This is a genomic window from Paraburkholderia sp., from assembly GCF_024281035.1.
Taxonomy (GTDB): domain Bacteria; phylum Pseudomonadota; class Gammaproteobacteria; order Burkholderiales; family Burkholderiaceae; genus Paraburkholderia.
This window is the reverse complement of sequence record NZ_JAMXLH010000025.1, coordinates 141,477-166,705: the sequence shown is the minus strand read 5'-3', so window position 1 is coordinate 166,705 and position 25,229 is coordinate 141,477. Positions and strand designations below refer to the sequence as shown.

22 protein-coding genes and 1 pseudogene are annotated in these 25,229 nt (G+C 61.0%); 12 read left to right on the top strand and 11 right to left on the bottom strand.

Annotated features, from left to right (window positions below; translation table 11 throughout):
* Window positions 1-28: 28 nt before the first annotated feature.
* The 4 genes from Q0L30_RS08420 to fabF all read right to left on the bottom strand — a co-directional run bounded on the left by Q0L30_RS08420 (window position 29) and on the right by fabF (window position 4,517).
* On the bottom strand, window positions 29-418 hold the full coding sequence (locus Q0L30_RS08420) for a VOC family protein (RefSeq protein ID WP_296653760.1): 390 nt from the start codon (window positions 416-418) through the stop codon (window positions 29-31).
* A 176-nt stretch (window positions 419-594) separates the two neighbouring features.
* On the bottom strand, window positions 595-1,266 hold the full coding sequence (locus tag Q0L30_RS08415; protein ID WP_296653757.1) for a 2OG-Fe(II) oxygenase family protein: 672 nt from the start codon (window positions 1,264-1,266) through the stop codon (window positions 595-597).
* A gap of 80 nt (window positions 1,267-1,346) precedes the next feature.
* Window positions 1,347-3,164, bottom strand: coding sequence for a tetratricopeptide repeat protein (locus Q0L30_RS08410; RefSeq protein ID WP_296653754.1), 1,818 nt, complete (start codon window positions 3,162-3,164; stop codon window positions 1,347-1,349).
* Between the two features lie 84 nt (window positions 3,165-3,248).
* Complete coding sequence (fabF, locus tag Q0L30_RS08405) at window positions 3,249-4,517, bottom strand: beta-ketoacyl-ACP synthase II (protein ID WP_296653753.1); 1,269 nt, start codon at window positions 4,515-4,517, stop codon at window positions 3,249-3,251.
* A 179-nt stretch (window positions 4,518-4,696) separates the two neighbouring features.
* Here fabF and Q0L30_RS08400 point away from each other — a divergent pair, with 179 nt between their 5' ends.
* On the top strand, window positions 4,697-5,728 hold the full coding sequence (locus tag Q0L30_RS08400) for an AraC family transcriptional regulator (RefSeq protein WP_296653750.1): 1,032 nt from the start codon (window positions 4,697-4,699) through the stop codon (window positions 5,726-5,728).
* Between the two features lie 55 nt (window positions 5,729-5,783).
* On the opposite strand, the gene Q0L30_RS08395 is transcribed toward Q0L30_RS08400, so the two are convergent.
* The gene (locus Q0L30_RS08395) at window positions 5,784-6,953 is read right to left on the bottom strand and encodes a GGDEF domain-containing protein (protein ID WP_296653747.1); all 1,170 of its coding nucleotides are present in this window, start codon (window positions 6,951-6,953) and stop codon (window positions 5,784-5,786) included.
* A 556-nt stretch (window positions 6,954-7,509) separates the two neighbouring features.
* Here Q0L30_RS08395 and Q0L30_RS08390 point away from each other — a divergent pair.
* A complete protein-coding gene (locus tag Q0L30_RS08390; protein ID WP_296653746.1) occupies window positions 7,510-7,695 on the top strand; it encodes a hypothetical protein in 186 nt (61 codons plus the stop codon).
* 181 nt (window positions 7,696-7,876) lie between these two features.
* Window positions 7,877-8,329: a universal stress protein gene (locus tag Q0L30_RS08385; RefSeq protein WP_296653743.1), complete on the top strand. Its 453-nt coding sequence runs from the start codon at window positions 7,877-7,879 to the stop codon at window positions 8,327-8,329.
* Window positions 8,330-8,461: 132 nt separating this feature from the next.
* Here Q0L30_RS08385 and Q0L30_RS08380 read toward each other — a convergent pair whose 3' ends face one another.
* On the bottom strand, window positions 8,462-9,031 hold the full coding sequence (locus Q0L30_RS08380; protein WP_296653741.1) for a cysteine dioxygenase family protein: 570 nt from the start codon (window positions 9,029-9,031) through the stop codon (window positions 8,462-8,464).
* On the opposite strand from Q0L30_RS08380, the gene Q0L30_RS08375 reads away from it, so the two are divergent.
* From Q0L30_RS08375 to Q0L30_RS08350, 6 genes are all read left to right on the top strand, one after another.
* Window positions 9,030-9,215: a hypothetical protein gene (locus Q0L30_RS08375; protein WP_296653737.1), complete on the top strand. Its 186-nt coding sequence runs from the start codon at window positions 9,030-9,032 to the stop codon at window positions 9,213-9,215. The genes Q0L30_RS08380 and Q0L30_RS08375 overlap by 2 nt on opposite strands.
* Before the next feature lie 285 nt (window positions 9,216-9,500).
* Window positions 9,501-10,034: a hypothetical protein gene (locus Q0L30_RS08370; RefSeq protein WP_296653736.1), complete on the top strand. Its 534-nt coding sequence runs from the start codon at window positions 9,501-9,503 to the stop codon at window positions 10,032-10,034.
* A gap of 308 nt (window positions 10,035-10,342) precedes the next feature.
* Window positions 10,343-11,920, top strand: a complete 1,578-nt coding sequence (locus Q0L30_RS08365; protein WP_296653734.1) for an efflux transporter outer membrane subunit — start codon at window positions 10,343-10,345, stop codon at window positions 11,918-11,920.
* A gap of 43 nt (window positions 11,921-11,963) precedes the next feature.
* Window positions 11,964-13,115 carry an efflux RND transporter periplasmic adaptor subunit gene (locus tag Q0L30_RS08360; RefSeq protein WP_296653732.1) on the top strand — a complete coding sequence of 384 codons (1,152 nt, stop codon included), beginning with the start codon at window positions 11,964-11,966 and terminating at the stop codon, window positions 13,113-13,115.
* An 11-nt stretch (window positions 13,116-13,126) separates the two neighbouring features.
* Window positions 13,127-16,180 (top strand): efflux RND transporter permease subunit, encoded by a 3,054-nt coding sequence (locus tag Q0L30_RS08355; protein WP_296653729.1) that lies wholly within the window; start codon window positions 13,127-13,129, stop codon window positions 16,178-16,180.
* A gap of 135 nt (window positions 16,181-16,315) precedes the next feature.
* Window positions 16,316-18,208, top strand: coding sequence for an SAM-dependent methyltransferase (locus Q0L30_RS08350; protein ID WP_296653726.1), 1,893 nt, complete (start codon window positions 16,316-16,318; stop codon window positions 18,206-18,208).
* A gap of 72 nt (window positions 18,209-18,280) precedes the next feature.
* Here the strand turns inward: Q0L30_RS08350 and yedF are convergent.
* Window positions 18,281-18,460 (bottom strand): annotated as a pseudogene (gene yedF, locus Q0L30_RS08345) (sulfurtransferase-like selenium metabolism protein YedF); the annotation flags it as partial.
* A gap of 304 nt (window positions 18,461-18,764) precedes the next feature.
* Between yedF and Q0L30_RS08340 the strand changes: the two are divergent.
* Both Q0L30_RS08340 and Q0L30_RS08335 read left to right on the top strand, forming a co-directional pair.
* Complete coding sequence (locus Q0L30_RS08340; RefSeq protein ID WP_296653725.1) at window positions 18,765-19,769, top strand: AraC family transcriptional regulator; 1,005 nt, start codon at window positions 18,765-18,767, stop codon at window positions 19,767-19,769.
* Window positions 19,770-19,958: 189 nt separating this feature from the next.
* Window positions 19,959-21,749 (top strand): acyl-CoA dehydrogenase, encoded by a 1,791-nt coding sequence (locus Q0L30_RS08335; RefSeq protein ID WP_296653723.1) that lies wholly within the window; start codon window positions 19,959-19,961, stop codon window positions 21,747-21,749.
* 106 nt (window positions 21,750-21,855) lie between these two features.
* On the opposite strand, the gene Q0L30_RS08330 is transcribed toward Q0L30_RS08335, so the two are convergent.
* The 3 genes from Q0L30_RS08330 to Q0L30_RS08320 all read right to left on the bottom strand — a co-directional run bounded on the left by Q0L30_RS08330 (window position 21,856) and on the right by Q0L30_RS08320 (window position 23,342).
* Window positions 21,856-22,371, bottom strand: a complete 516-nt coding sequence (locus Q0L30_RS08330; protein WP_296653720.1) for a hypothetical protein — start codon at window positions 22,369-22,371, stop codon at window positions 21,856-21,858.
* 101 nt (window positions 22,372-22,472) lie between these two features.
* Window positions 22,473-22,910: a DUF411 domain-containing protein gene (locus Q0L30_RS08325; RefSeq protein ID WP_296653718.1), complete on the bottom strand. Its 438-nt coding sequence runs from the start codon at window positions 22,908-22,910 to the stop codon at window positions 22,473-22,475.
* An 81-nt stretch (window positions 22,911-22,991) separates the two neighbouring features.
* On the bottom strand, window positions 22,992-23,342 hold the full coding sequence (locus tag Q0L30_RS08320) for a hypothetical protein (protein ID WP_296653715.1): 351 nt from the start codon (window positions 23,340-23,342) through the stop codon (window positions 22,992-22,994).
* 220 nt (window positions 23,343-23,562) lie between these two features.
* Between Q0L30_RS08320 and Q0L30_RS08315 the strand changes: the two genes are divergently transcribed.
* Window positions 23,563-23,823: a hypothetical protein gene (locus Q0L30_RS08315; protein ID WP_296653712.1), complete on the top strand. Its 261-nt coding sequence runs from the start codon at window positions 23,563-23,565 to the stop codon at window positions 23,821-23,823.
* 145 nt (window positions 23,824-23,968) lie between these two features.
* Here the strand turns inward: Q0L30_RS08315 and Q0L30_RS08310 are convergent, their stop codons facing one another.
* Window positions 23,969-24,952, bottom strand: a complete 984-nt coding sequence (locus Q0L30_RS08310) for a hypothetical protein (protein ID WP_296653709.1) — start codon at window positions 24,950-24,952, stop codon at window positions 23,969-23,971.
* Window positions 24,953-25,229 lie beyond the last annotated feature (277 nt).

Here is a 25,229-nt window from a genome sequence, read left to right as displayed (position 1 = left end):
AGTCGTTGCAGCCGTGTTAGCGACCTGTCTACTCAGACACCTCGTATAGCTCGAGCGGAAGGCCATCGGGATCGGCGAAGAAGACGAAACGCCTGTTTGTGTACTCGTCGATACGCACGGCCTCGACTGAGATACCTTTCGATTCAAGAAACGTTTTGCAGGCATCGACGTTGTCGACGCCAAATGCAAGGTGCCGCAACCCACAGGCTTCCGGATACGACGGTCGCGGTGGAGCATCGGTAAATGAAAACAACTCGATCTGCGATCCATCGGGAAGCAGGAGGTCGAGTTTGTACGACCGTCGATGCTCCCGGTAGTGCTCGGCGACGATCTGCAAGCCCAGCACCTCCGTATAGAACCGGCGAGAAACCTCGTAATTCGAGCAAATGATAGCGGCGTGATGAATGCGCAAAAGCATAATAAAAATGGCCCACTGACGATCTCAGACGGACTCTACCGGCCTTTTTATCCCTCCTGCAAGCCTCCTCCACCCGCAGTCGCGGCAGGTCGCACGCCAGAAGTTTGCTATCAATCGCAAGAAGTCGCACGGCGCTGACCTTCCGGGCGACGCCTTGCGGTTCGTGGCACCGCGTTTCAGATTCCCCAGAGCGGTGGGCTCATGGTGGCGTCATAGTCGGCGAACATGACGTTGAAGCTGACGCTCACGCGTGCTTGCGCGCTCGTGTTCGCCGACACCGAATGCGATAGCCAGGCTGGAAACATCAGCAAGGTGCCTTCGCTGACCGGCAAGACCACCTGATCCGTGTTGTAAGCCGTCAACTCTGTAACGGGCGGACGAATAACGCTCGTCTGTGGGCGCGGATCATGGAAATTGATCGTGTCCGCACCAGCTTGCGAGCGCACGTAATACACGCCGCTCAGGAAATTGTTGGGATGACTGTGCATCGCGTGCGCCCCGCCTGGATCCAGTACGTTGATCCAGCATCCGGTAATGTGAAACGGGGCAGCAGCGACTTTAAGAAACGTGAGGACGTCGCGTGCAGCCTGTTCGATATGCGTGATCAGCAAAGCAAATTCGGGCCTTTTATGTTGCTGGTGACCGGACTGCCATGTGGCGCCGGTACGGGTGCCGACGCCGCTGCGGATCAAGGTGTCGACATACGCCATTAGCTCGCGATCAAGCGGCTCGTAGCACTCTTGCTCGAGGCGGCGGCACCATACGAAAGTCGGGAAAAGTCGGATGATATCCGGGGCGGGGGCTTCCATTGCTGATTGCGCAACGCGCGAGTCGGGACGCTCATCCATCACTATAGTTCTCCGGGCGGCCAGCACGTACGCCTTCAGCTCACACAGCCGTGGTGTGTTCCGGTCGCTTGCCTCGCGATTTACTGAGCCCGCGTCGAATCGCTCAGATCGTCGGCCTCACGTTTCAATTCTTCGGCTTCAGCCGAACGTTGCATGTGGCTTAGCAGCGTGCCCAGATTCCGCAAGGTGCGTACTTCATCCTGCCGCCAGGTCGACGGATCGTCTTGTGCGAGTTTGCGGTACAGATCCAGCGCGCGGCGCCACGCGTCTTCCGCTTCGCGCGGCTTGCCCGTGCGGCTGTAGAGCACACCCAGATTGTTCAGTATCCGCGCCTCGTCAGGCTGGTATGCGGCAGGCGTATCGCGAGACAGTGCGCGAACGATCTGCAGAGCCTGCTGATCCGCCTGCAGTGCCTTTGCCGGCTGCCGTTCGAGTCGGTACAGCACGCCCAGATTGCCCAGCGTACGCGCCAGGTCGGCCCGGTAAATTGCGGGGCTTTCGCGGGCGAGCTGCTGGCGGATCTTCAGCGCTTCCCGGTAGGCGTGCTCTGCTTGCGCCAGGCGCTCGTTTGCACTGTAAAAGTTTCCGAGGTTATTCAACGTACGCGCAAGCGCCGGACGCCAGGCGCCAGGATTATCGTGTGCGAGCGCGCGCTGGATTCCGATGGCCTCCAGATAGGCGAGTTCCGCGTCATGCGTGCGCTGTGTCGCACTGTAGAGGATGCCGAGGTCATTGAGTGTCGTCGCGACTGCGGGCCGGTACATGACCGGGTCCTGTCGCGCCAGTGCGCGGTCGAGGGCGAGGACTTCGCGCCACGCGTCTGCCGCATCCTGAAGACGTTGCGTGTCGCGGTACAACGTTGCGAGGCTGTCAATGGTCCTGGCCACTGCGGGACTGTAGGCCGAAGGATTCACACGCGCGAGCGCCCAGTAGATTTCGAGCGCGTGCAGCCATGCGGCTTCGGCTTCCTTCTGCTGCTGCCGCATGAGATACAGGCTGCCAAGCTTGCCGAGCGTACGCGCGATGGATGGCTGAAAGGTGGGGGGCTTTTGTTGCGCAAGCATCCGATACTGGATCAGCAGCGCCTGATACACGGGCTCCGCGCGCCCGGGTTCGTGCTGCTCGAGCAGCGTGTCGGCGTATGCGGTGGCGATGTCCATATCGTCGGGTTGCAGTGCGTGCGCCTTCTCCAGGTACGGCAGCGCGTTCCATGGCATGAAACGAAGCAGTTCGATGTTCGCCGCGTCGTAGTTGCGCGCCGCGGATAGCTCGGCGGTAGTGGGCACTTCAGCAATGAGCCGTATAAGAAGCGCGGATGCGTTGTCCAGATCGAGGCGTCGCGCAGCTTCGTCGAATTGCAGTTCGGTGGGATCCGCGCTGTGTGTGATCGACAACCTGCGCAGCAGATCTTCATAACGTGCGCTCCATTTCGACGCTTCGGCGGCGGGGTCGATATCGGGGCGCGTCCTGATTTGCGATGCGAGGCTTTCGAGCATCGTTTCGAAGTTGGCGAATGCGGCGTCGCTTGCCGGTTCGCTGTGGTCTGTTTGCGAGAAGACCGCATGTAGCATCACGTTGGCCGCTGTCGCCAGCGCAACGCGTTGCGCTGCGGAGAGCCCGTCGCTGTTCACAGCGCGGTTCAGGCGCTCAGTGACGCGCGCGAGCGCGGGCGCCGGGACAGCGCAGCGGTTCCGCACGTTTAGTCCATGCGTGACGTCGACTTCGGAGAACGACGGCGCACACGCACCGGTTACTTCGGCAGCGGTGCATGTGATGGATAGCGCGGCCATCGCGATGCCGGACAGAAGCTTGCACGCATTCATTTCCAGCCAGGTCTGAAGCGTTACCGGTACGGCGTTGCGCGGCGCATCGCCTCGCTTCTCGCTGCGCTGCGACATCGCGCGTACTTATTCGATCGAATACAGGTAAGCAAGTTCGGTGCTAGGCAGGCTTCGAGTTTTTCCCTCGGCGCGCAACCAGGATCAAAGTCGACGGAATAGCAGGCTGGCATTGACACCCCCAAAACCAAAGCCATTGGAGATTGCATATTCCGTCGATAGCTTGCGGGCCGATCCGCTAACAATATCGATGCTTTCCACTGCCGAATCAGGCTGTGTCAAGTTGAGTGTAGGAGGCGCAAGCTGGTCGCGCAGCGCAAGCACGGTGAAAATAGCTTCCACGCCGCCGGCCGCACCAAGCAAATGTCCGGTCGAGGACTTGGTGGCCGATACGGCGGGACCTCGATCGGTTCCGAATACAGCTTTGATGGCGGCCAGTTCACTGATGTCGCCGACCGGCGTGGACGTCGCATGGGCGTTTAAATGCCCGATCAGCCTGGGTTCAATGTTGGCCTGCCGGATTGCCAGTTCCATCGCGCGTCGTCCGCCGGCGCCGTCACTGGGCGGAGACGTCATATGGTATGCGTCGGCGCTCGTGCCATAGCCGAGCACTTCCGCAATCGGCGTGGCGCCGCGTCGTAATGCGTGCTCCAGTTCTTCTATGACGAGCATGCCGGCGCCTTCTCCCATGACGAAACCATCTCGTCCAGTATCGAACGGGCGCGAAGCCTGTGCGGGATGGTCATTAAAGCCGGTAGACATGGTTCTTGCGGCGGCAAACGCCCCCAGGCTGACGCGATCGATGCAGGCCTCGGCGCCGCCACATACGGCAATATCGGCTTCGCCAGCGCGAATCAGGCGCGCTGCATCGCCAATGGCCTGTGCGCTCGCAGCACATGCAGTAACCGGTGCGCTTAACGGGCCACGAAAGCCGTGCCGGATGGAGATATGGCCCGCGGCCATATTGGCCAGGAAACTGGGGACGGTGAAAGGAGAAAGCCGCCGTGGCCCGCGGTTATCGGTTGTTCTCACGGCATCCACAATCGCACCGAAACCGCCAACGCCGGACGCCACAATGGTTGCTGTCCTTTCACGAGCGCTTTCAGTTTCAGGCTGCCAGCCGGATTGATTCAAAGCCTGCTGCGCTGCGGCCAGCGCAAACACAGTGAACCGATCCATTTTTTTCTGGTCCTTGGGTTCAACTGCGAGGTCAGGATCGAATCCCCATGGACAATCTGACGTCAACATCGGCACGACGCCGCCGACTTTTGATGCAATCCCTTCCGTGACGTCGTCAGGCAAGCCAACCAGGCCTGAATCGCCATTCAGGAGACGGCTCCAGACGGATTCAACGTCACATCCCAACGGCGACACCATGCCCATGCCAGTCACGACAATGCGTCTCGTATTCAAACCATGCCCCACTTTTGATTGGTGAAGATATGCGACCAATGATTGTCACAACGCGCCATGCGGCAAACATTACAAATTCCAAACGCCGCAGAAATTACCCGCCAGTATAGGCGTGAGAGGAGCGAGAAATTGACGCATTGCGCCAATCGATATGCAAACTGCGCCATAATGAGCGAACCATGAATCTGTCCTGGCAACGCCCTCTCACAGTTTCTTCTCACTTCTTGCACGGGATGCTGCGCTTCATTCGCACCCATCACGGGGAAGACGGGGCGGCACAGGCGCTCGCAAGCGCCGCCATCCCCCAGTCCCTTTTAAATCAGCCTGATGCACGAATGACACGCGAGCAATACGTCGCGTTGTACAGGACGGTCGCGGCAACGCTCGATGATGAGATGCTGGGAGTGTGGTCCAGGCCAATCCGGGGCGGCACTTTAAAGTACCTGATGCTCAGCTTGCTGGACGCACCCACCGTGTTGGTAGCGTTCAATCGTTTTGTTCGCTTCTGGAATTTGCTGCTGGATGATTACCGACTGCAGATTTCAACGAAGAATGATCTGGTGCGACTCGCATTAGTGGAAAGGACGCCTGGCACGCAGGTTACGCCACTCGGACATGAGTTAATGATGAAGCTGGCTCACGGCATAGCATCGTGGCTGCTTGGCAGGGAGATCATCCTGCACCGGGTCGAGTTCAGCTTCGCACGACCGAGGCACGTAGAGGACTATGCGTTCTTGTACCCCGGCCCAGTGCAATTCGATTCAGGGGTGACGAGTATTTATTTCCTGTACCAGGATTGCGCGGAACTGTTTAAACGCGAGAAGCACGAGCTATGGGCCTTCCTGAAACGTGCTCCTGGAGACTGGACATTCACCGCGTTTTATCACGGTTCCATTGTGGCTAAAGCGCGCGAGTATCTTGAGCAGAACATTACGCAGCCGGTAACGATACGGGATCTTGCGCAGGCATTGCACACCTCTGTACGCACGCTCAACCGTAGATTTGCAGACGAAGGAACGAGTTTTCAGCTGGTGAAAGACGGACTGAGAAGGGATGTCGCGGTGCATCGGCTGACAAACTCGAATACGAGCGTGGCCGTGCTGGCGTTTGATCTTGGTTTTTCTGACGCCACCGGTTTCTGCCGCGCTTTTAAACATTGGACCGGCAGCAGTCCGTCTGATTATCGGAAGGGCACTCGTGAGGACGATTGACGAGATAAAGTCATGTCACGCTGATCCCGGATATCCGCGCCATGCCCGAGCGTGCTTACGAAACCGATGCCCATTCAACACTATCTTGCGACGGCAGGGCGCTTGCGCGACTCGTCGCCTGATGAACGCACACCGTGTTACGTCCCGAACGCTTTGCCTCGTAAAGCGCATGGTCCGCCCTCGTGCTCAGGTGGTCCAGGGTTTCGCCCGGTTGCCAACCGGCCAGGCCGCCGCTGATGCTGTATGTGCACGGCCCTGCAGCCGTTATTGCGGGCCGTGCGGTGACTGCGTTACGCAGCCGGTCCGCGAGGCGCAGCGCGTCGTCCGGTTCTGTTGCTGGCAGTAGCACTGCAAATTCCTCACCGCCGATGCGCCCGAGCACGTCGCTACGCCTCAGTTGCGTTTGCGTCACTCGGACAAAATCGCGCAGCACGGTATCGCCGCCTGCGTGACCGAGCGTATCGTTGATCGACTTGAAATGGTCGAGGTCGACGATCAGGAGCGAGACGGGCGAATGCTGCCTGCCCGCTTCGGCCAGTCGTGCCCGCGCGACGGCTTCAAAGCCCTGGCGTGAGAGCGCCCCAGTGAGGAAGTCCCGATTCGCTGCTTCGCGTGCATCGGCGAGAAGGACGTCGTGCACCATCATCATCGCGGACATCGATAGCGTCGGCATGATTGCTGCGCTCGCAACCAGCAGCACCACGCTGCCTGTGGAGGCGAACATCAGAGGGCTCGACACGCCGTCCAGTGTCATGAAATAGATCCCTCTTGCGAGCTGGCATAGCGCAAAGAGGCATGCCATTACAGCGGTGACCCAGTAGGGATAGGCGGAGCGCCCGCGTGGACGGTGTCTGAAAACCAGATGCGCGAGTGCGACGCAAACCGCGGCACTGAACAGCGTTGTGGCGAGTACGCGAGCGGGAATGCTGTCGACGGCGTAACGCCAGTAGACAAGCGCCACGCCAAGCGGCAGAAGCGAGGCGATCAGCGCAGGCCAGCGGGCGGGGCGCCCTAAAAAACGGGCGCAGCCGGCGTAGTACGTGACGGCGGACAACGCCATCAACATGTTCGCGGCAAGGACGGACAGGGTGTCTGGAATCCTGCCTCGCATCAGAATGAGCAGCAATGCGATGACCATCCCGAGATTGGCGGCAAACCATTCGAGGACACCGGCAATCCCCGATCGAAGCAGGGAACCCAGCAGCACCAGCAGTACCGTGCTCATGAGTGCGGACGTGGCGATGGCCACTGCGGGATCTAGCATATGAGTGAGTTTGCCCCGAAGAAGTCGACAGACAGGCGTCGAGCCAAACGGTTGTCGTGAACCCTCGGCCTGCTGTTGCCGCGCGGCGTGTTAGAAACATCACCGGTTTATTTGCCATCATGCGGCGGCATATCCGCGATTGTCGGCGATCCGGGCATCCATGTCGAACGACTGACGAGCCGCACTGCGCCCCTCATGCGCGGGGCATGAATCGACATGAAGTGGTCGGCCGCGGAAACCGAAAGCGCTCACGCGCGGCTTCCGCTATGGAGGAAGCCGCGTCGCAGCCCCTCCAATCTTCATGTTCCGGTTGCACGCATTTTTCAACCCGTTTTGTGCCCGCTTGCATGAACTGCCAGCGGCAACAAAAGCTACGCGGCGCTGTGCAGTGGTTAATGCGGGCTAACGTGGGCTAACGTGCCCAGGAACAGCTGGCGGGCGTGACTGCGCGCATCACTCAAATCGGCCAGGCGGACTATCATGAAAGAAGCTGCATTCATCAGCGCAGGAGCACATCATGATCTCCAGGCCATCCGCTGAGCCGACCGGCACCACGCTCGACCCCGCACAGACATCCACCGGCACGACGCTCCAGCCCGATCCGAAGCGCCCGCAAAATCCGGCCCCAGTCGACCTTCCCGACGCCGCTGCGGCCGAGCCCGAGCCTCACGAGCATCTCCCGTCCAGATGCGACGACAACTGATTCAACACCGCAGGTGCCGACGTTGTACGTATGACAACCCACACCTCAGGTTCGCGAGTGGAGCGCGCACGCATTTGCGACGATGCCATGAAGTCGGGGGGCGCTCGCGGTTCACGTAAATGGCTCGATGTATTTCATCAGACAAAGTCACGGCCCGGTCTGAGCCGCGCAGGAGCAGATCATGCAGAACGTGCTGGTAGGTTATGACGGTTCGGCGTCCGCGCAATATGCCGTTGCTTTCGCGGTCGATCTCGCGAAGCGTTTCGACGCGCGCTTGCATGTGCTTGTCGTCGCACGCACGCCGGACTGGGGTGCGATCGAAGTTGAACGAAAAAGTCTGATCGATCTGGAAGTGCGCCATGCCAACGAGATCCTCGACGAAATCAAGGCAACGCTCGCCGCTTCGATCGAGGCCGTGACGTTCGATCTCGTGGTCGGCCCGCCAGCGAAGGAAATCGTGCTGTACGCGGAGCGGCATGCGATCGACCATCTCGTGGTGGGGCATCGCGGACATACGCCGTTCGATCGCTGGCTGATCGGCTCGGTCGCCCGCCAGGTTCTCGCCTACGCGCCGTGCGCGGTCACCATCGTGCGCGATCCGGCGATGATGAAAAAATCGCGGCATGAGAACTGAGCGCCGTCGGCATAAGATCGACCGGTTGAATCCGCCGTCATCATCTGGACGCGCGTGCATGAGGGGTACCAAACCAGATGCACCGGGGTCCTGCGCGATTCTCTGCCTGAACTATCTGCACAAGCGCAGAAATCAACTTTCGTTGTGCGGAACGGTGATGCGGCGACGGGTGCGAGCTTCGATGTCGTATGTGTTGAAGTCATTCATCGCTCTGCCATACAGGTGCAGGCTGACTGCACGCGACCGCTCAGCAGGAACACCGGTCATGTGAATGTGGTCGGGATTGGGTACAAAACTGGTCACGGAACCGCGCCGCAGCAAGACGACGCCCCCACGCACCAGGTCGATCTCTTCGTCAGCTCCGCGATCTGATGACAGTCTCACATAACTACGTTCTTCCAAAGCGCCTTCGACAACGCCGACCACGCCCCAACTTCCATGGTCGTGTACCGGCGTCCATTGACCCGGAAGCCAGACGAGCGCGTACAGTGACAGACTCTTGTCCGGGGCCTCATAGATGAGGTTCCGCGTATAGCCCGAGTCGCTACTCCGAAAATGATGAGGCTCCAGAAAGGTACCCGCATGGTCGATCAGATCGAGCATCAGCGGTGCAAGGGCGAGTACGCAGTCGGCCGGGTCTGACTGTAGACGGCTTCGCGCGGAGGACTGGGCGATAAAGCTTTCGAGAGCGGGCGAGGTCATGGGTGAACTGTGCCTCTGGCCGGCGCGGCGACAACCCGCGACGGCTGGCAGTTTTCGGGTCAATATCCACATGACGTTATGCGAAGTACAGAAGGCGACAAGCTATTCTGGAGAAGAAGTGTCGGCGGCCGCACACAACGAATGGCTGGATGGCGGCTGCCTGTTGGGCACGCTCGCCGTTTGAATGTCCAGCAAGTCGACGAGGCGAAAGACAGCATCTGGCCGACTGCCACCCGACGCGACTGGTTGACTCCACAACCCGATTCAACCGTTCGCCGTTTCAGCAAGCGGACGCTCGCCGGTTCGGCTTCACCAGGTTATCGAGCCGACGCTTCCGATTCTTCTTGCCGCGCTCGCGGCAACTCTTTCGAAGGTGATCCCCGCGATCGGCGAATATTGATCGCGGTTCCGATAGCGCCCGGGCAGCGGGCCGCGATTCAGGCCTGCGCTCGTTGGCGCAGAGTACGTCGTGAATGCAGCGGGTGTGAATGTGCGGACTGTCGCGATCGAATCGGCGTGTGCGGTCGGCTTGCCTGCGGTATCTGAGCCGGTTGCAGCCGGTATCGACGCACACATGGAAAGGCGAAGGCCCCACGCTGTCGAGGAAGGTTGTGGGGCCTTCTGGATCGCTGCTGTTTTTATTCAAGACCGCGGCGACCTGTCGATAAGTGTATTGATACCGAGCCGAAATGATCTTGAGGATTCTCAATTTATTTACCGTGGCGCCTGTGGCGGAATCGCGCAGTGGCGCCGCACGACACCGGGTTACGACGCGAAATCCATACGGATACTTCCGGTTCAAATCCATCGGACACGCGTGATGCTGGGCGTCGTAGGGAACCGGCGACGGATTGAACACAAGCTTGACCGGATGACGCTGTTTCAACTGGTCGGCCAGTCAGTGATCGCCAGTCGTGCGCACAACGTAACCTGGCGTTGCGCGGCGCACGCATTTCGACCCCACCCAATCCATCACATCGTGAGAGATCAGTCTGCTTTCTAAATCCTTTCAAACATCGGCAAGTTTCAGGAATCCGGCATGCTGCTCCCACACTAGTGTGCCCAATGTTTGCACCGGGCCCTGAAACAGTCTGCTGATTCGCTTCGCTTGCCGGCGTGCCGCCAAATCCCGGCTGGATGGCGCGCAGGTGAAATGGAGCAGGTATTGCAATCGCCCGAAACCTGCGGCGAGTCGTAAGCACCGTGCCCATGCCGTTCGCCGTTCAGGCAAAAATGTTGTGGCATGATTTCAAACTCTGCATCTGCTATTTCGTTCGGTTCGTATATCGCGCAGCGAAACAAGGTGGACAGATGATTGATGACGTCAACCGTGGTTTCAGTCGCAGCCGCATGCGCTGGCATTCGCGCAGTGCGTCTCGCCGCCATGCAGCCTGTGAGACGGCCGCGCGCGCTGCTTTGGTCACTGTCCTGATCGCCTTCAACGGCTGCACGGTGGGTCCGAATTACCATACGCCCGCGCCGCCCGCCACCAGCACCTATACGCCCACGCCGCTACCCGATCAGACGGCCTCGTCGCCGGGGGCATCGGGCGTCCCGCAACAGTTCGTCGCCGGTCTGGACATTCCCGCCCAGTGGTGGACGCTCTTTCATTGCGAGCCGCTCGACGCCCTGATCCGCGAAGCGCTCGCCAACAGCCCCAACGTCGCCGCGGCGCAAGCGGCGCTCAGGCAGGCCGGCGAGAATCTCCGCGCGCAAATGGGCACCACGCTGTATCCGTCCGTCGATGCAAAGGCGAATGCGACGCGCGAGAAGTTTACCGGCGTCACTTTCGGCCAGCCGCAGCTCACGGAGCTTCTGAACCTCTACAACGCATCGGTGAACGTGTCGTACAACCTCGATGTGTTCGGTGGAGGAAGGCGCGAGCTCGAATCGCTGCGCTCGCAGGTCGATTACCAGGGCTTTCAGTTGCAGGCTGCCTATCTCGCGTTGTCCGCAAACATCGTGACAGCGGCCATCAAGGAAGCCTCGCTGCGCGAGCAGATCGAAGCGACCGAACGCATCGCCGACGATGAAGACGCGCAGCTCGGCATATTGCGCCAGCAGCTTGCGCTAGGCGGCGTGAGCCGCGTAGCCGTGCTTTCGCAGGAAACGCTCGTCGCACAGACTCGCGCGACCTTGCCGCCGTTGCGTCAGTCGCTCGACCAGACGCGTCACCAGCTTGCGGTTCTGGCGGGCAAGCCGCCGAGCGACACGAACGTGCCCGAGTTCAGGATGTCGATGTTCACGCTGCCGCAGACCTTGCCGGTCAGCGTGCCGTCGTCGCTCGTGCGGCAGCGACCCGATATTCTCGCTGCCGACGCCACGCTGCATCAGGCGAGCGCCCAGGTCGGCGTTGCGACCGCAAACATGTATCCGCAGCTCACACTCTCCGCGAGTTATGGACCTGAGGCGTTGACGCCCGCGGGCCTTTTCAAGTCCGCTGACATGATCTGGAGCATCGGCGCAGGCCTCACGCAGCCGATTTTTCACGGTGGCCAGTTAAGTGCGCAAAAGCGCGCAGCAGAAGCGGCATTCGATCAGGCTAATGCTCAATACCGGCAAACCGTGCTGCTGGCGTTCCAGAACGTCGCCGATACGTTGCGCGCGCTGGAACACGATGCAACCGGTCTGAACGCGCAAACGCAGGCATGGCGCGCGGCCAGCGGTTCGCTCGATCTGACGCGCGGCCAGTTTCGCGTCGGCGGCGTCAGTTATCTGGCGCTGCTCGATGCACAGCGTCAATACCAGCAGACCGTCGTGAATCTCACGCAGGCACAAGCCGCGCGCTATGCGGATACGGCGGCGCTGTTCCAGGCGCTCGGCGGCGGCTGGTGGAACGACACGGCGACGAGCGCAGCAGCACAGCCCACATCGGCTACGCCGAAGTGAATCCTGCCCCACGCAGAGCCGTTTGCCCTGCAAGGACATGACGATGACGACGAAAAAACCGATGGCAAAGCGGATGATCATCATGCTGTTCTGCGTGGGCTTACTGCTGGCCGCGCTGTTCGGCTTCAATCTGTTCAGGGCGCACATGATCAAGAAGTTCATGGCGAGCAACACTGCGCCGCCCGCCACCGTCACGGCTGCTGTCGCCGGCTATCAGACATGGCAGCCGCAGCTTGCCGCCGTGGGCAGCCTGCGCGCGGTGCGCGGCGTCGACGTGACCACGGAAGTGGCCGGGCTCGTGCGCGAGATCGTGTTCATCTCGGGCCAGGACGTGAAGGCGGGCCAGGTGCTCGTGCGCCTGAATGACGATTCGGACCGCGCGCAACTCGCGTCGCTGCAAGCCGCCGCGGAACTTGCGCAAACGGTCTACACGCGCGACAAGGCACAGTTCGGCATTCAGGCGATAGCCAAGGCGCAGCTCGACGCCGACGCCGCCGACCTCAAAAGCAAAAGAGCACAGGTCGATCAACAGGCCGCGCTCGTCGAAAAGAAGACGATTCGCGCGCCGTTCGCGGGCCGCGTCGGCATTACGACAGTTAATCCCGGCCAGTACATCAATCCGGGCGATGCCATCGTGACGCTGCAAGCCATCGATCCGATTTACGCCGACTTCTTTCTGCCGCAAAGGCAACTCGGGCAATTGCACGTCGGCCAGACCATTGCTGTCGATACGGATGCGTTCGGCAACCGCTCCTTCGACGGCAAGATCCGCTCGATCAATCCGCGCGTGGACAGCGCGACGCGCAACGTTCAGATCGAGGCGACCGTCGACAATCGCGAGCGCAAGCTGCTGCCCGGCATGTATGCGAACGTGAAGGTCGATGCGGGCACGGTGCAGCGCTATCTGACCTTGCCGCAAACGGCGATCACCTATAACCCATATGGCGCGACCGTGTTCATCGTGAAGCCCGGGGAGCAAAAGAATGCGCAAGGCAAGATCATGCCCGTCGCGCAACAGGTGTTCGTCACGCCTGGCCCGACGCGTGGCGACCAGGTCGCGATTCTCAAGGGCATCAGCGAAGGCACGCAGGTCGTGACGAGCGGTCAGCTGAAGCTGAAAAATGGCACGCCGCTGGTGATCGACAACCGCGTTCAGCCTGCGAATAACCCGAATCCGACGCCTCAGGAACAATAGAAGGCCGCGCGATGAAATTTACCGACATCTTCATCGAACGCCCGGTGCTCGCATCGGTGGTGAGTCTGCTGATACTCGTGCTCGGCTTGCGCTCGCTCGCGGCGCTAAAGGTTAACGAGTATCCGCAAACCGAAAACGGTGTGGTGACAATCACCACCGCGTACTATGGCGCGAGCGCCGACACGATGGCCGGCTTCATTACGCAGCCGCTCGAAGCCGCGATTGCACAGGCACAGGGCATCGACTACATGTCGTCGACGAGCAGCACGGGCGTCTCGACAATCGTCGCGACGCTGCGCCTGAACTACGACTCCAATCGCGCGCTGACCGAGATCAACACGCAGATCGCATCGGTGCGCAACCAGTTGCCGCCGCAGGCGCAACAGCCGGTGCTGACCGTGCAAGTGGGACAAACCACCGACACGATGTACATGGGCTTTTACAGTGACGTGCTGCCGAGCAACAACGTCACGGATTATCTGCTGCGCGTCGTGAAGCCGAAGCTCGATTCGATCCAGGGCGTGCAGACGGCGGAAATTCTCGGCGGCCGTCAATTCGCGCTGCGCGCATGGCTCGATTCGAGCAAGTTGGCCGCGCACAACGTGACCGCCGCCGACGTCTTCACGGCGCTTGGCAACAACAATTATCTGGCGACGCTCGGCACGACCAAAGGCCAGATGATCAGCGTCGATCTGAATGCGGGCACCGATCTGCATTCCGTCGATGACTTCCGGAAACTCGTCGTCGCGCAGAAGAACGGCGCAATCGTGCGCCTCGAAGACGTCGCGAACGTCGTGCTCGGCGCGGACAATTACGACTTCAACGTCGCGTTCAGCGGCAAACGATCGGTGTTCATCGGCATCAAGGTAGCGCCGGATGCAAACGTACTAGACGTCGCGAAGCGCGTGAGAACGGTTTTCCCGGATCTGCAGAAGCAGTTCCCGACGGGCATGACGGGCGACATCGTCTACGACGCCACCGACTTCATCAACACCGCCATCGCAGAAGTGGTGAAGACCCTCGTCGAAGCGCTGCTGATCGTGACAGTTGTGATCTTCCTGTTCCTCGGCAGTTTCCGCGCGGTGATCGTGCCCGTGATTGCGATGCCGCTCTCCTTGATTGGCACTTTCTTCGTGATGCAGGTGCTCGGCTATTCGGTCAATCTGCTGACACTGCTTGCGCTCGTGCTTGCAATCGGTCTTGTCGTTGACGACGCAATTATCGTGGTCGAGAACGTCGACCGGCATATGAAGAAAGAGGGCAGGCAGCCTCTCGAAGCCGCACTGATCGCCGCGCGCGAACTCGGCGGTCCGATTCTCGCCATGACGGTCGTGTTGATCGCCGTGTATGTGCCGATCGGCTTTCAGGGCGGACTGACGGGTGCGCTGTTTACCGAGTTCGCGTTCACGCTGGCGGGCGCCGTCGCCGTGTCGGGCGTGATTGCGCTGACGCTTTCACCGATGTTGTGCTCGCGCTTTTTCCGCACGGACCAGGAGTCGGGCCGCTTTGCGAGCTTTGTCGACCGGCAGTTCGAACGCGTCCATCACGGCTACCTGCGTATGTTGCACGCGATGCTCGACACGTGGCCGGTGTTTATCGTCATGGGCGCGCTGCTCCTGGTCGGCACCGTGTATCTCTTCATGACGTCGAAATCGGAGCTTGCACCGCAGGAGGATCAGGGCATCGTGCTGTCCCAGATCCAGGGACCGCCAAACGCGACGATCCAGCAGATGCAGACCTACGCGGACCAGGTCTTCGATATCTCGAAGCAACTGCCGGAATACGCACAGATGTTCCAGCTCACGGGCGAGCCGACGTTGAACCAGGGCATCGGCGGCGTGCTCTTCAAGACGTGGGACAAGCGCAAGAAGGGCGCGACGCAATTGCAGGAGGAATTGCAGCAGAAGTGGAACGGTATTGCGGGTGCCCGCGTCGCTGCATTTCAGTTTCCGCCCCTGCCGGGTGCGCGAGGTTTGCCCGTGCAATTCGTCATCAGCACGACGGAGCCGTTCGAGAACCTCAACGAAGTGTCGCAAGCCGTGCTGCAAAAGGCGCGCGAAAGCGGCATGTTCTTCTTCGTCGACAGCGATCTGAAGATCGACAAGCCGGAAAGCGTGTTGCTCGTGGACCGCGACAAAGTCGCTTCGCTCGGCCTGACGCAGAGCGATGTCGGGCAAACGCTGGGCGCCGCGCTCGGCGGCAACTTCGTCAACTACTTTTCGATTGCAGGCCGCTCGTACAAGGTGATTCCGCAGGTGCTGCAAACAGACCGGTTGAATCCGTCGCAAGTACTCGACTATTACTTGCGCACGCCCAATGGCAGCGTGATTCCGGCATCGACGGTCACGCATCTGCAGCAGAATGTTGTGCCCGAATCGATCAATCACTTCCAGCAGCTTAATTCGGCAACGATTTCCGGCGTGCTCGCGCCGGGCATCTCGCAAGGCGAAGTGCTCGACTTCCTGCGCAAAGTCACCGCGGAAGTCGCGCCGTCGGGCTACACGGCTGACTATTCGGGTTTGTCGCGGCAGTTCGTGCAGGAGTCCGGCGGGTTCGTGATCACATTGCTGTTTGCAACGATCATTGTGTTTCTTGCGCTTGCCGCTCAGTTCGAGAGCTTCCGCGATCCGGTCGTGATTCTCGTGTCGGTGCCGATGGCGCTGTTCGGTGCGCTGATCTTCATTAACCTGGGACTCACGACGCTCAATATCTATACGCAAGTGGGTCTCGTCACGCTGATGGGCCTCATCAGCAAGCACGGCATTCTGATCGTGCAGTTCGCGAACGAGCTGCAACGCGCGGGGCGCGGCAAGCGCGAGGCGCTCGAAGAAGCGGCTGGTGTGCGCTTGCGGCCGATCCTGATGACGACGGCCGCGATGGTGCTGGGCGTGGTGCCGCTCGTGATCGCGTCGGGTGCGGGCGCGGCCGGCCGCAACGCAATGGGGCTCGTGATCTTCACGGGGATGTCGATCGGCACGCTGTTCACGCTGTTTGTCGTGCCCGCGATGTATATGTTCCTCGCCGCGGACCATCATCGGGACCGGGCGCAGCCGGAGACCGCTTGAGCGATTGAATGACAACGGACATGTGCGAGCGCGCCTGGGGATCCGGGGAGGTCCCGTCGCGCGCAATGATCGATTTCGCTTGCACCTGACGCTACGTCAGGTTTTAGTGTGTTGATTCGACAACTGAAAAAAACAATGCGACTCAAGATCGGAGAGCTGGCGAAGAAGACGGACCTGACCGTTCGGGCATTGCACCACTACGACGCAATCGGGCTGCTGTCACCCTCGCAGCGTGCCGATGGCGGCGCGCGCCTGTATGGCCGCGACGACTTGATCCGGCTGCATCGCATTGAGGCGCTGAAACGGTTCGGGTATTCGCTTCCGGACATCAAGGCCAGCCTCGATGATCGACTGGACGCCGCACCGCTGGAGATCCTGCAACGCCAGATCGCGGCGCTCGATGTGCAGGCATTGCGCGCGCAGCGCCTGAGCCGCCATTTGCAACAGATCGTCGACATGCTCGCCAGCGGCGGCGAGACCCCCGAGATTGACTGGCTGAACACTCTGGAGCTGATGAACATGTATCAGAAGCACCTTAACGACGACGAACTCGACACGCTGATGGCATCCGGGCCGGATACGGTCGCGCCGATGGACCCGGCGTGGGTTGCGCTAATCGACGAGGTTCGCCACGCCATGCAGCAAGCGCTGCCGGCTGAAAGCGACGCGGCCCAGGCGCTGGCGTGGCGCTGGATCCGGCTGGTGATCCGTCTCACGCGCAACGATCCGGCGCTCGCCACCAAGCTGATGAAAATGCAGATCGGCGAACCGCGTGCGCAGCATATCGTCGGTGTCACGGCGGAGATGTTGGCCTGGATCGATGAAGCGTTCACGCATGCGCGATGCGCGCTGTTCGCGAGATACCTGACTCCGGCACAGGCTGACGAGGTGCGGCGTCGTCAGCTCGACCACACGGGCATGCGGGCATGGCCAGCGCTTGTTATCGAGCTGAGAGCGCAGATGGAGGCGGGCGTCGATGCAAGCGCCGCGCCGGTGCAGGCGCTCGTCAGGCAGTGGCAGCAGCTCTTTCGTGACAGCTTCTGCGGCGACGATGCCGTCCTTGAAGCGCGTGTGCGCGATGCCTTGACGCGCGAACCGGATCTGCAATTGGGTGTCGGTTTCGACGACGCATTGCTGGCTTATCTGCACAAAGCGCACAGTGTTGGCCACGACATGGCATCAGCCGACGCCGGGCCCAAGCCGAGCGCCATGATGGTCGCAATGCAGCGGGCTGCGCACCAGCTAGTCGACCAGCCGCTGGTTCTGGACGATCCAGTCGCGCTGACCATCCTCGGCGCAGCAGAGGCACAGAAGCTTCGCGACGATATCGACAGGTTCCGCCATCCGATAGCGGTGGGGATGCGCAGCTCGGTGGTCGTTCGCAGCCGTCTCGCCGACGACGTGTGGGCCGACGCGGTCGAGCGCGGCATTCGCCAGTACGTCATCCTTGGCGCAGGGCTGGATACCAGCGCTTACCGGCGGCACGATGCGCCGGGTTGCATCTTCGAGGTCGATCTACCCGCCACGCAGCGATGGAAACAGGCGCGCTTGCATGAGGCAGGCATTGCGGTGCCGTCGTCGCTGCGATTCGTGCCGGTCGATTTTGAGTGCATCAGTCTTGCCGAAGGCCTGGCGCGCGCCGGTTTCGATGCGGACGCACCCGCTATTTTCAGTTGGCTCGGCGTGACCATGTACCTCGATGAGGCCGCGGTCGTCGAGACGTTGCGCTTCATCGCGCACTGCGCCACAGGCAGTGCTGTGCTGTTGGAATATGCGTTGCCGCTGTCCAGCTTGCCGCCGGTCATGCGCATCGCGATGGAGCAGTTGACGACGCAATTCGCCGAACGTGGCGAGCCGTGGAAGAGCTTCTTTGAACCGGCTGCGCTGGCGGGGATGCTGACGTCGCTGGGTTTCGGCAATTGCCGTAGCTGGACGCCGGACGAATTGAACCATCTTTATCTTGCGAACCGCACCGATGGTTTGCATATCGGTGCGGCACCGGCACGTCTGATGCTGGCGAGCGTCTAAAAGCGCGCCCGACAAGCAGGGCGCTTGCGTGCAACGGTAGCCGTCGACCCGGCTAATCCGTTGCGCGGTCGCTTATCGTTGAATCCAGTAAAGAATCGTCGGCCCATGCTGTTCGATCTTCAGCACGCGGTATCCGTAGCGCTTCACATCGGCGGGAATGCTGTTGATCGACTGGGGGCAGTCGCTGAGCACTTCGAGAATCTCGCCGGGCTGCAGATTCGGCATGGTTTCGAGTGTCGCGACCACCGGATAAGGGCACGTGCTTCTGCGTCACACAAAGCGGGATGATTGCCTGGCATGCTGTCTGAATCGCCGCGTGAAAAAGATCCCTATCGATGCGAAGCGGTGAAGTGATATTCGGGCCGCCGACCACCTTTAACCCGCAGAATATCGACAATTTCAATTTCTAAGCGGATAACGTGCCAATCGCGCGGTGAACAGCCCGGCTTGCTTTAAAGGCGGCCGGATTGTTCGTTATGCGTGTCGAGTCGGTGCAGCCGTTCTAGAATGTCGCATTCGTGCACCGACGGCCCACGCCATTACCCGAAAACCCCGCATGCAAGCGCCGAGCGCAACTGTTCCCATCTCTCTCGTCAATGGCTTTCTCGCGTCCGCGGGGGCGAAGGCCGAAGTGAGTCACCGCTATCTGAAGCAGGCCGGTGTGGCGCCGGAACTGCTGCGCGAACCCGGCGCACGCGTCACCGAAGAGCAGTTTTCAGCGCTCTATCAGGCGCTGGCCATCGAACTCGACGACGAGATGCCCGGCGTTTTCAGCCGGCCGTTTCGCAGCGGCACGCTGAAGTTTCTGTGTTTGAGCCTGCTCGATGCGCGCAACCTCGAAACGGCGTTGCACCGTTTTGGCCAGTTTTTCCATATCGTGCTGGACGATTTCCGGCTCGAATCGCGCCGCAGTGGCCCGGTGGCGCAGGTCGAACTGTGTCCGCATCCCGCTTACGGGCCAAGCGGCCCGCTCGGGCAGGAATTGATGCTCAAGCTCGCACACGGTGTCTCGTCATGGCTGATCGGGCAGAAGATTCCGCTGTTGCAGGTCGAATTCGCGTGCCCGCAGCCGCCGCACGCGCGCGATCACCGTTATTTCTTTTCAGGGCCCGTGCGCTTTGGTTGCGAATCCACGCTCATGCGTTTCGGCGCGGCGTATCTCGACATGCCGATTCGCCAGAGCAAGCGCAATCTGCGCAACTTTCTCGCACGCTCGCCCGGCGACTGGATTTTCGAATCGTTCAGCGAACAGCGTGTCGGGCACCGCGTCCGCCAATATCTCGCCGGGACGCTGCCCGATTTGCCGACCATCGAACAAGCGGCGCAAAACCTGCATTGTTCGGTCCGTACGCTTTGCCGGCGCCTCGCCGCCGAAGACACATCCTTTCAGTCGCTCAAGGACGACCTGCGCCGCGACATCGCCATTCTGCGTCTCACCGAAACGCAGGACACGATTGCGGCCATCGCGGGCGACATCGGCTTTGACGATCCCAGCGCCTTTCATCGCGCCTTCCGCCACTGGACCGGCAGCACGCCCGGCACGTACCGCGTGCGCGGTTGACGGCGACGTCCCCGCATAGGGCGCGCGCGGCACGACGTGGCCAGATTTGTCACCAGGTGGTCCGGTTTGGACAGTCCGTGCGCGTGCCTTTGGCGCTACGATCTGCCGAAACCCGAGTGTGCCCCGCCGCTTTGCCGGCCCGCGGGCGCCGTGTGTTTCCTCATTTACCGCGTCACTGGAAGGACCATCATGAGCTATACCGCCCCCGTCAAGGACATGCTGTTCGTGCTGAAGGAACTGGCCGGCATGGACACCGTCGCCGCTTTGCCCGGTTTCGAGGATGCGAACCTGGACACCGCGCAGGCCGTGCTCGACGAAGCCGCGAAGCTCTGCGGCGAAGTGCTCGCGCCGCTGAACGTGACGGGCGACCGCGCACCGAGCAGCTGGCACGACGGCGAAGTGACGGCGACGGCGGGATTCAAGGAAGCGTTCCGCCAGTTTGTCGAGGGCGGCTGGCAAGGTTTGCAGCATCCGTCCGAATATGGCGGTCAGGCGCTGCCAAAGTTGATCGCGACGCCGTGCATCGAAATGCTGAATGCGGCGAACCTTTCGTTCGCGCTGTGTCCGCTCCTGACCGATGGCGCAATCGAGGCGCTGCTCACGGCGGGCACCGGCGATCAAAAAGCGCGCTACGTGCCGAAATTGATTTCGGGCGAATGGACCGGCACGATGAACCTTACGGAGCCGCAGGCAGGCTCCGATCTCGCGCTCGTACGCTCGCGCGCCGAACCGCAGGCGGACGGCTCGTACCGGATCTTCGGCACGAAGATCTTCATTACGTGGGGCGAGCACGACATGGCGGAGAACATCGTGCACCTCGTGCTGGCTCGCACGCCCGACGCACCGGCTGGCGTGAAAGGCATTTCGCTCTTTATCGTGCCGAAATTCCTCTTGAATGAAGACGGCAGCCTCGGCGCACGCAACGACGTGCGCTGCGTTTCGATCGAACACAAGCTCGGCATCAAGGCGAGTCCCACGGCGGTTTTGCAGTACGGCGACGAAGGCGGCGCAGTGGGCTATCTGGTCGGTGAAGCGAATCGCGGCCTCGAATACATGTTCATCATGATGAACGCGGCGCGCTTCGGCGTGGGCATGCAGGGTATCGGCGTCGCGGAGAGCGCCTACCAGAAGGCTGTTGCGTATGCAAAGGAACGCGTGCAGAGCCGCCCTGTAGACGGATCGGCGGCGCAGGCCGTGTCGATCATCCATCATCCCGACGTGCGTCGCATGCTCGCGACGATGCGCGCGCTGACCGAAGGTGCGCGCGCGCTGGCGTATGTGGCTGCCGCGCACAGCGACCACGCACACCGGCATCCCGACGCGGCAGAGCGCGAGCGCCAGCAGGCGATTTACGAATATCTCGTGCCGATCGTGAAAGGCTGGAGCACGGAGATGGTCAACGACGTGGCGAGCCTCGGCGTGCAGGTGCACGGCGGCATGGGCTTTATCGAAGAGACGGGCGCCGCGCAGTTTTATCGCGACGCGCGGATTCTCGCGATTTACGAGGGCACCACGGCCATTCAGGCCAACGACCTGGTCGGACGCAAGACCGTGCGTGACGGCGGCGCAGTGGCGCGTGCGGTGCTCGCCGAAATTGCGGAAACGATCGAAGCGCTCGCTCAGGTGGACGGCGCGGCTGCGGCGTCGATGGGTGCGCAGCTAAAGCAGGGCGCACAAGCGCTTGCGAATGTGGTTGAATTCGTCGTTGCCAATACGAAGCGCGATCCGAATGCGGTGTTCATGGGCAGCGTGCCTTACCTGAAGCTGGCGGGCATCGTGCTGTGCGGCTGGCAGATGGCGCGCGCGCTGCTTGCATCGACGCGCTGCCACGCAGACGATCCGTCGTTCCATGGTGCGAAGATCGCTGTGGCGCAGTTCTACGCGGAGCACATTCTCCCGCTGGCGGGCAGCATCGCGGTGTCGATTCTCAGCGGGCGCGGTGGCCAGAGCGTGCTCGCAATGAGCGAAGATCAGTTCTGAACTGAAACGATGTAAAGCACGCCTCGCGTTTGCGAGGCGTGTGCCGTTTACGCGGCTTGCAGTCAGCTCGCAGTTACCTCGCAGTTACGTTGAAGTTGGCTTGTCGTTAATTGGCGATGACGATTCGTTGATACATGCCGGCCTCGTAATGGCCCGGCACATAACACGCGAACAGGACGTTACGCGTATGGAGCGGATCGAAGCGCCAGACTAACGTTTTGGTTTCGCCAGGCTGCACGCTGACGACGTTCGGATCCGAGTGCTCCATGCCGGCCATGCCCGGCATTGCCGCCATCTGCTTCATTTCGTTCATATGTTCGCGCCGGAATGCGTCATCGCCGATCGCGAACTCATGCGGCACCTGGCCCACGTTCTTGACGACGAACTTCACCACGTCGCCGCGCCGGATTTCCATGGAATCGAAATGGAGCCGCATCTGATCATTGGCCTCGACGTGGATCGTCTTCGTCACGTCGGCTTCCTGGGCCGGGCGGCCAAACGCAAACGCATGATGTGCATGTTGGGCATGTTCCACATGCATCGCCGGCATCTGGGCAAACGTCGTGCCGGCCTGGAAAAGCGCTGCCGCCAGCATGACCATGGAAAGGGATTTCATCTTCATTGCTGTATTCCTTGCAAACGTGCCGCAGCCTGCGCTGCGGCCAGGCGAGGGCGCGCCGCCGCTCGGGTTTGGGGCCCGCCCATGTCGTTCATCGGCGTCGATCAGAAGCGGCCATACAGCACGCCTGTGCGCCCGTCCGCAGTCAACTCATAGACGTCAAGCGTGCCCGGCTGGTACGTGCCCATGCCGGGCGCGTGCTGCGGCATGCCCGGAATGGACAGTCCGAGGATATGGGGTTTTTCGGTTAGCAGGCGCTTGATGGCCGCAACGGGTACATGACCCTCGACGACGTAGTTGCCGATCTTGACGGTATGGCAACTGGCCATTTCGGGCGCGACGTGAAACTGCTTCTCAATGCGCGACATGTCGTCGGTGTTGATTGCCGTAACGGCGAAACCGTTTTGCTTGAGGTAGCTGACGTAGTCTTCGCAGCAGCCACATGTCGGGCTTTTATAAACGATCGCCGGAATGGCGGCCAGGGTGGACATGCTGAGCACCGCCAGCAGGGCGGCAACGAGAGAATGGCGGAATCTGGGCATGATGGCCCCTCCTGCGTGATGGTTGTGTCGTCTATCGATCCTGGCGTGCGCGAACACGCCAGGACGGCGGGTGCGGAGGACTCAGACTGGCGCCGGGGGACGATGGGGCGGGGGGAAGGTGATGCCGGTCAGGAGCGCCGGATGTGTCGAAACCCAGCTGCTGGAACGCGGTGCAGCCGCGAAGCGCGCGGCGACCATGGCTGGAACCAGCGGGCCGCAAACCGGACAGCAGGACGGTACGCCGCAGGCATTCTTGTGTTGCACGCAGCGTTTAACGGGCTGCGCCGTTGCGGCGGAAAAAGCGACGTGGTCGCACGCGCCGCTCGCCATGCCGTGGGTGGTGGCGGCCGGCATGATCGTCGCCATTGCCCAACCGTTCAGGGCGGGAAGCAGAAACATGATCAGAAGAATGAAGCGGCGCAGACCTTTCATGGCTTTGGGGTATTGCGTGCGTGAACGGCGAAAAGAACGCCGGGCGGTTCACGCATGATATGCGTCAATCGTGAGCGGTGGGGCCTGGAGGATGGTTCACATTGAACACAACTGCGCTTTTTGCCGCACTTAATGCGCGCGGTGGCGTTCGCTCACGAACCAGACGAATCCATCATCGGCCATACTGTCTCGAAGTAACGTCGCTGGAGTTTGCGCCATCATGAAGCCCATTTGCCTTGCAGCGGCCCTCATCGTGTTCACTACCGGCTGCACCTCTGCATCGCCGCCCGCGAGTAACCAGACTGTGCGACCAGGTATGGCCGATACAGATGCCTACATTTTACACGCGCCCGAAAGGGTGACGCCCGGCGACGCTGCGTCACATCCGCCGAGGCTCAGCGTCGGCACCAGCTACCCGGATACGCAGCTGATTCTGCCGTGGTTTCTCAACGACATCATTAACTTCGTCAACTATCGCTAGCCTGGTGTACGGGGGCGCTCGCGTGACGAAATCACTTTCGGGGTTCTTTCGCCTGGCAATAAATCGCGGCAGGCGGGAATTCACACGTCGTCGCGGTAAAAGTCGAGACCCGATCTAACCGTCACAGTCGAATCAGGTCTCCCGTCTACGAACCGCAGGTCGAATGACCGCATGCGTGCGAACCGCCGTTCTTGTGCGCAGCCGCGTTCGCGAAGAGTCGTCGAGGGTTCGAAACCAGAATGGTTTCCAGGTCGTCGTCGGTCAGCCCCATTTCCTTCAAGCGAGGGATGACCGACTTGAAGATATGTGTAATGGCCCAGTTGGGTGCGATGTGTTCGAGCTGGTTACCGAAGCGCCCAAGCAGGCACACCAGATAGTCCTGCGAAATGACAACATGACTGCGCAACCCGGCCTCGACAAGCTGCATCAGATTCCGCATGCGCGCCTCGTCCGGAAGCAGAAAATCCAGACCAAAGCGATCCAGGCCTACGAATGCGCCGCGCCTCGCAAGCGACGCCTGGTATTCGTGATCGTCACGATCGCCGGAGTGACCCACCACCATGCTGTCGGCATACCCGTCGCGCGATTCGACGATATCGATCTGATCGTGCCCGTGGCTCGCTATTTTGGTGTGTGAAATGATCGGCACACCCGTGATCAATGAAGCCTGGGTTGCGACCGAGATCATTTTCCGCTCGTACTCGGTGGGCGCGCCGTGCGTGGCGATCTTGATCACCCCCGCCTTGACGCCTGTGTCGCCGATGCCTTCGGTGATTTCCTTGACATACAGTTCGAGGATGTCCTCGTCCGGCATCGTCCGGAAGGTGTACGGCATGCCTTCCGTTTCGTTGTAGACCCCTGTCGCGCAGACGATATTGATGCCGCTGCGCTGTGCGACTTCCGCGATGAATTCCGCGTCCCTGCCGATATCCATCGGGCAAGGATCGATCATGGAGTGGCAACCGTATCCATGAAGCTCCTGGATGCGATCGACGGCTCGCGCCATCGCTTCGCTGCGCACGAACTTCGGCGCCTTGAGATCCAGATTCCACCCCGGCATGCCAACCAGCACGTGTTCATGAATCAATGTGGTCCCCAGGGCCGACACCTCGATGGTGCCGTCGGTCAACTGCACTTTCGTACTCATGTGTGTACTCCGTCAGTCGTTCAATGCTGGCTAGAGACGTTCCGCGATCGTGAAGTTGACCGTACAACCACCCGCGCATATTGTTTGCAGCCCGTGGCGGCTGTTCCTCGCGTGCAACGCGTGGATGTAGTGATCAGCTTGCAACCGGAAGCACCCAGCGGATGCACCAGGGCCGGTATTTCACCGTCGACGTTTATCTTCGGCATATCGGCGTCCACTTTTTGGGCTCACGCGAGCTGAATCGGGGTGTGGACATGAT

What these genes read in the sequence shown, in the direction of transcription:
- Q0L30_RS08340 (WP_296653725.1), top strand. Translation starts at nt 18,765, where the DNA reads ATGCAAGCGCCGAGCGCAACTGTTCCCATCTCTCTCGTCAATGGCTTT.
- Q0L30_RS08325 (WP_296653718.1), bottom strand. Translation starts at nt 22,910, where the DNA reads ATGCCCAGATTCCGCCATTCTCTCGTTGCCGCCCTGCTGGCGGTGCTC.
- Q0L30_RS08380 (WP_296653741.1), bottom strand. Translation starts at nt 9,031, where the DNA reads ATGACCTCGCCCGCTCTCGAAAGCTTTATCGCCCAGTCCTCCGCGCGA.
- Q0L30_RS08330 (WP_296653720.1), bottom strand. Translation starts at nt 22,371, where the DNA reads ATGAAGATGAAATCCCTTTCCATGGTCATGCTGGCGGCAGCGCTTTTC.
- Q0L30_RS08410 (WP_296653754.1), bottom strand. Translation starts at nt 3,164, where the DNA reads ATGTCGCAGCGCAGCGAGAAGCGAGGCGATGCGCCGCGCAACGCCGTA.
- Q0L30_RS08420 (WP_296653760.1), bottom strand. Translation starts at nt 418, where the DNA reads ATGCTTTTGCGCATTCATCACGCCGCTATCATTTGCTCGAATTACGAG.
- Q0L30_RS08320 (WP_296653715.1), bottom strand. Translation starts at nt 23,342, where the DNA reads ATGAAAGGTCTGCGCCGCTTCATTCTTCTGATCATGTTTCTGCTTCCC.
- Q0L30_RS08355 (WP_296653729.1), top strand. Translation starts at nt 13,127, where the DNA reads ATGAAATTTACCGACATCTTCATCGAACGCCCGGTGCTCGCATCGGTG.
- Q0L30_RS08415 (WP_296653757.1), bottom strand. Translation starts at nt 1,266, where the DNA reads ATGGATGAGCGTCCCGACTCGCGCGTTGCGCAATCAGCAATGGAAGCC.
- Q0L30_RS08395 (WP_296653747.1), bottom strand. Translation starts at nt 6,953, where the DNA reads ATGAGCACGGTACTGCTGGTGCTGCTGGGTTCCCTGCTTCGATCGGGG.
- Q0L30_RS08385 (WP_296653743.1), top strand. Translation starts at nt 7,877, where the DNA reads ATGCAGAACGTGCTGGTAGGTTATGACGGTTCGGCGTCCGCGCAATAT.
- Q0L30_RS08400 (WP_296653750.1), top strand. Translation starts at nt 4,697, where the DNA reads ATGAATCTGTCCTGGCAACGCCCTCTCACAGTTTCTTCTCACTTCTTG.
- Q0L30_RS08360 (WP_296653732.1), top strand. Translation starts at nt 11,964, where the DNA reads ATGACGACGAAAAAACCGATGGCAAAGCGGATGATCATCATGCTGTTC.
- Q0L30_RS08350 (WP_296653726.1), top strand. Translation starts at nt 16,316, where the DNA reads ATGCGACTCAAGATCGGAGAGCTGGCGAAGAAGACGGACCTGACCGTT.
- Q0L30_RS08335 (WP_296653723.1), top strand. Translation starts at nt 19,959, where the DNA reads ATGAGCTATACCGCCCCCGTCAAGGACATGCTGTTCGTGCTGAAGGAA.
- Q0L30_RS08315 (WP_296653712.1), top strand. Translation starts at nt 23,563, where the DNA reads ATGAAGCCCATTTGCCTTGCAGCGGCCCTCATCGTGTTCACTACCGGC.
- Q0L30_RS08375 (WP_296653737.1), top strand. Translation starts at nt 9,030, where the DNA reads ATGGGTGAACTGTGCCTCTGGCCGGCGCGGCGACAACCCGCGACGGCT.
- Q0L30_RS08365 (WP_296653734.1), top strand. Translation starts at nt 10,343, where the DNA reads ATGATTGATGACGTCAACCGTGGTTTCAGTCGCAGCCGCATGCGCTGG.
- Q0L30_RS08390 (WP_296653746.1), top strand. Translation starts at nt 7,510, where the DNA reads ATGATCTCCAGGCCATCCGCTGAGCCGACCGGCACCACGCTCGACCCC.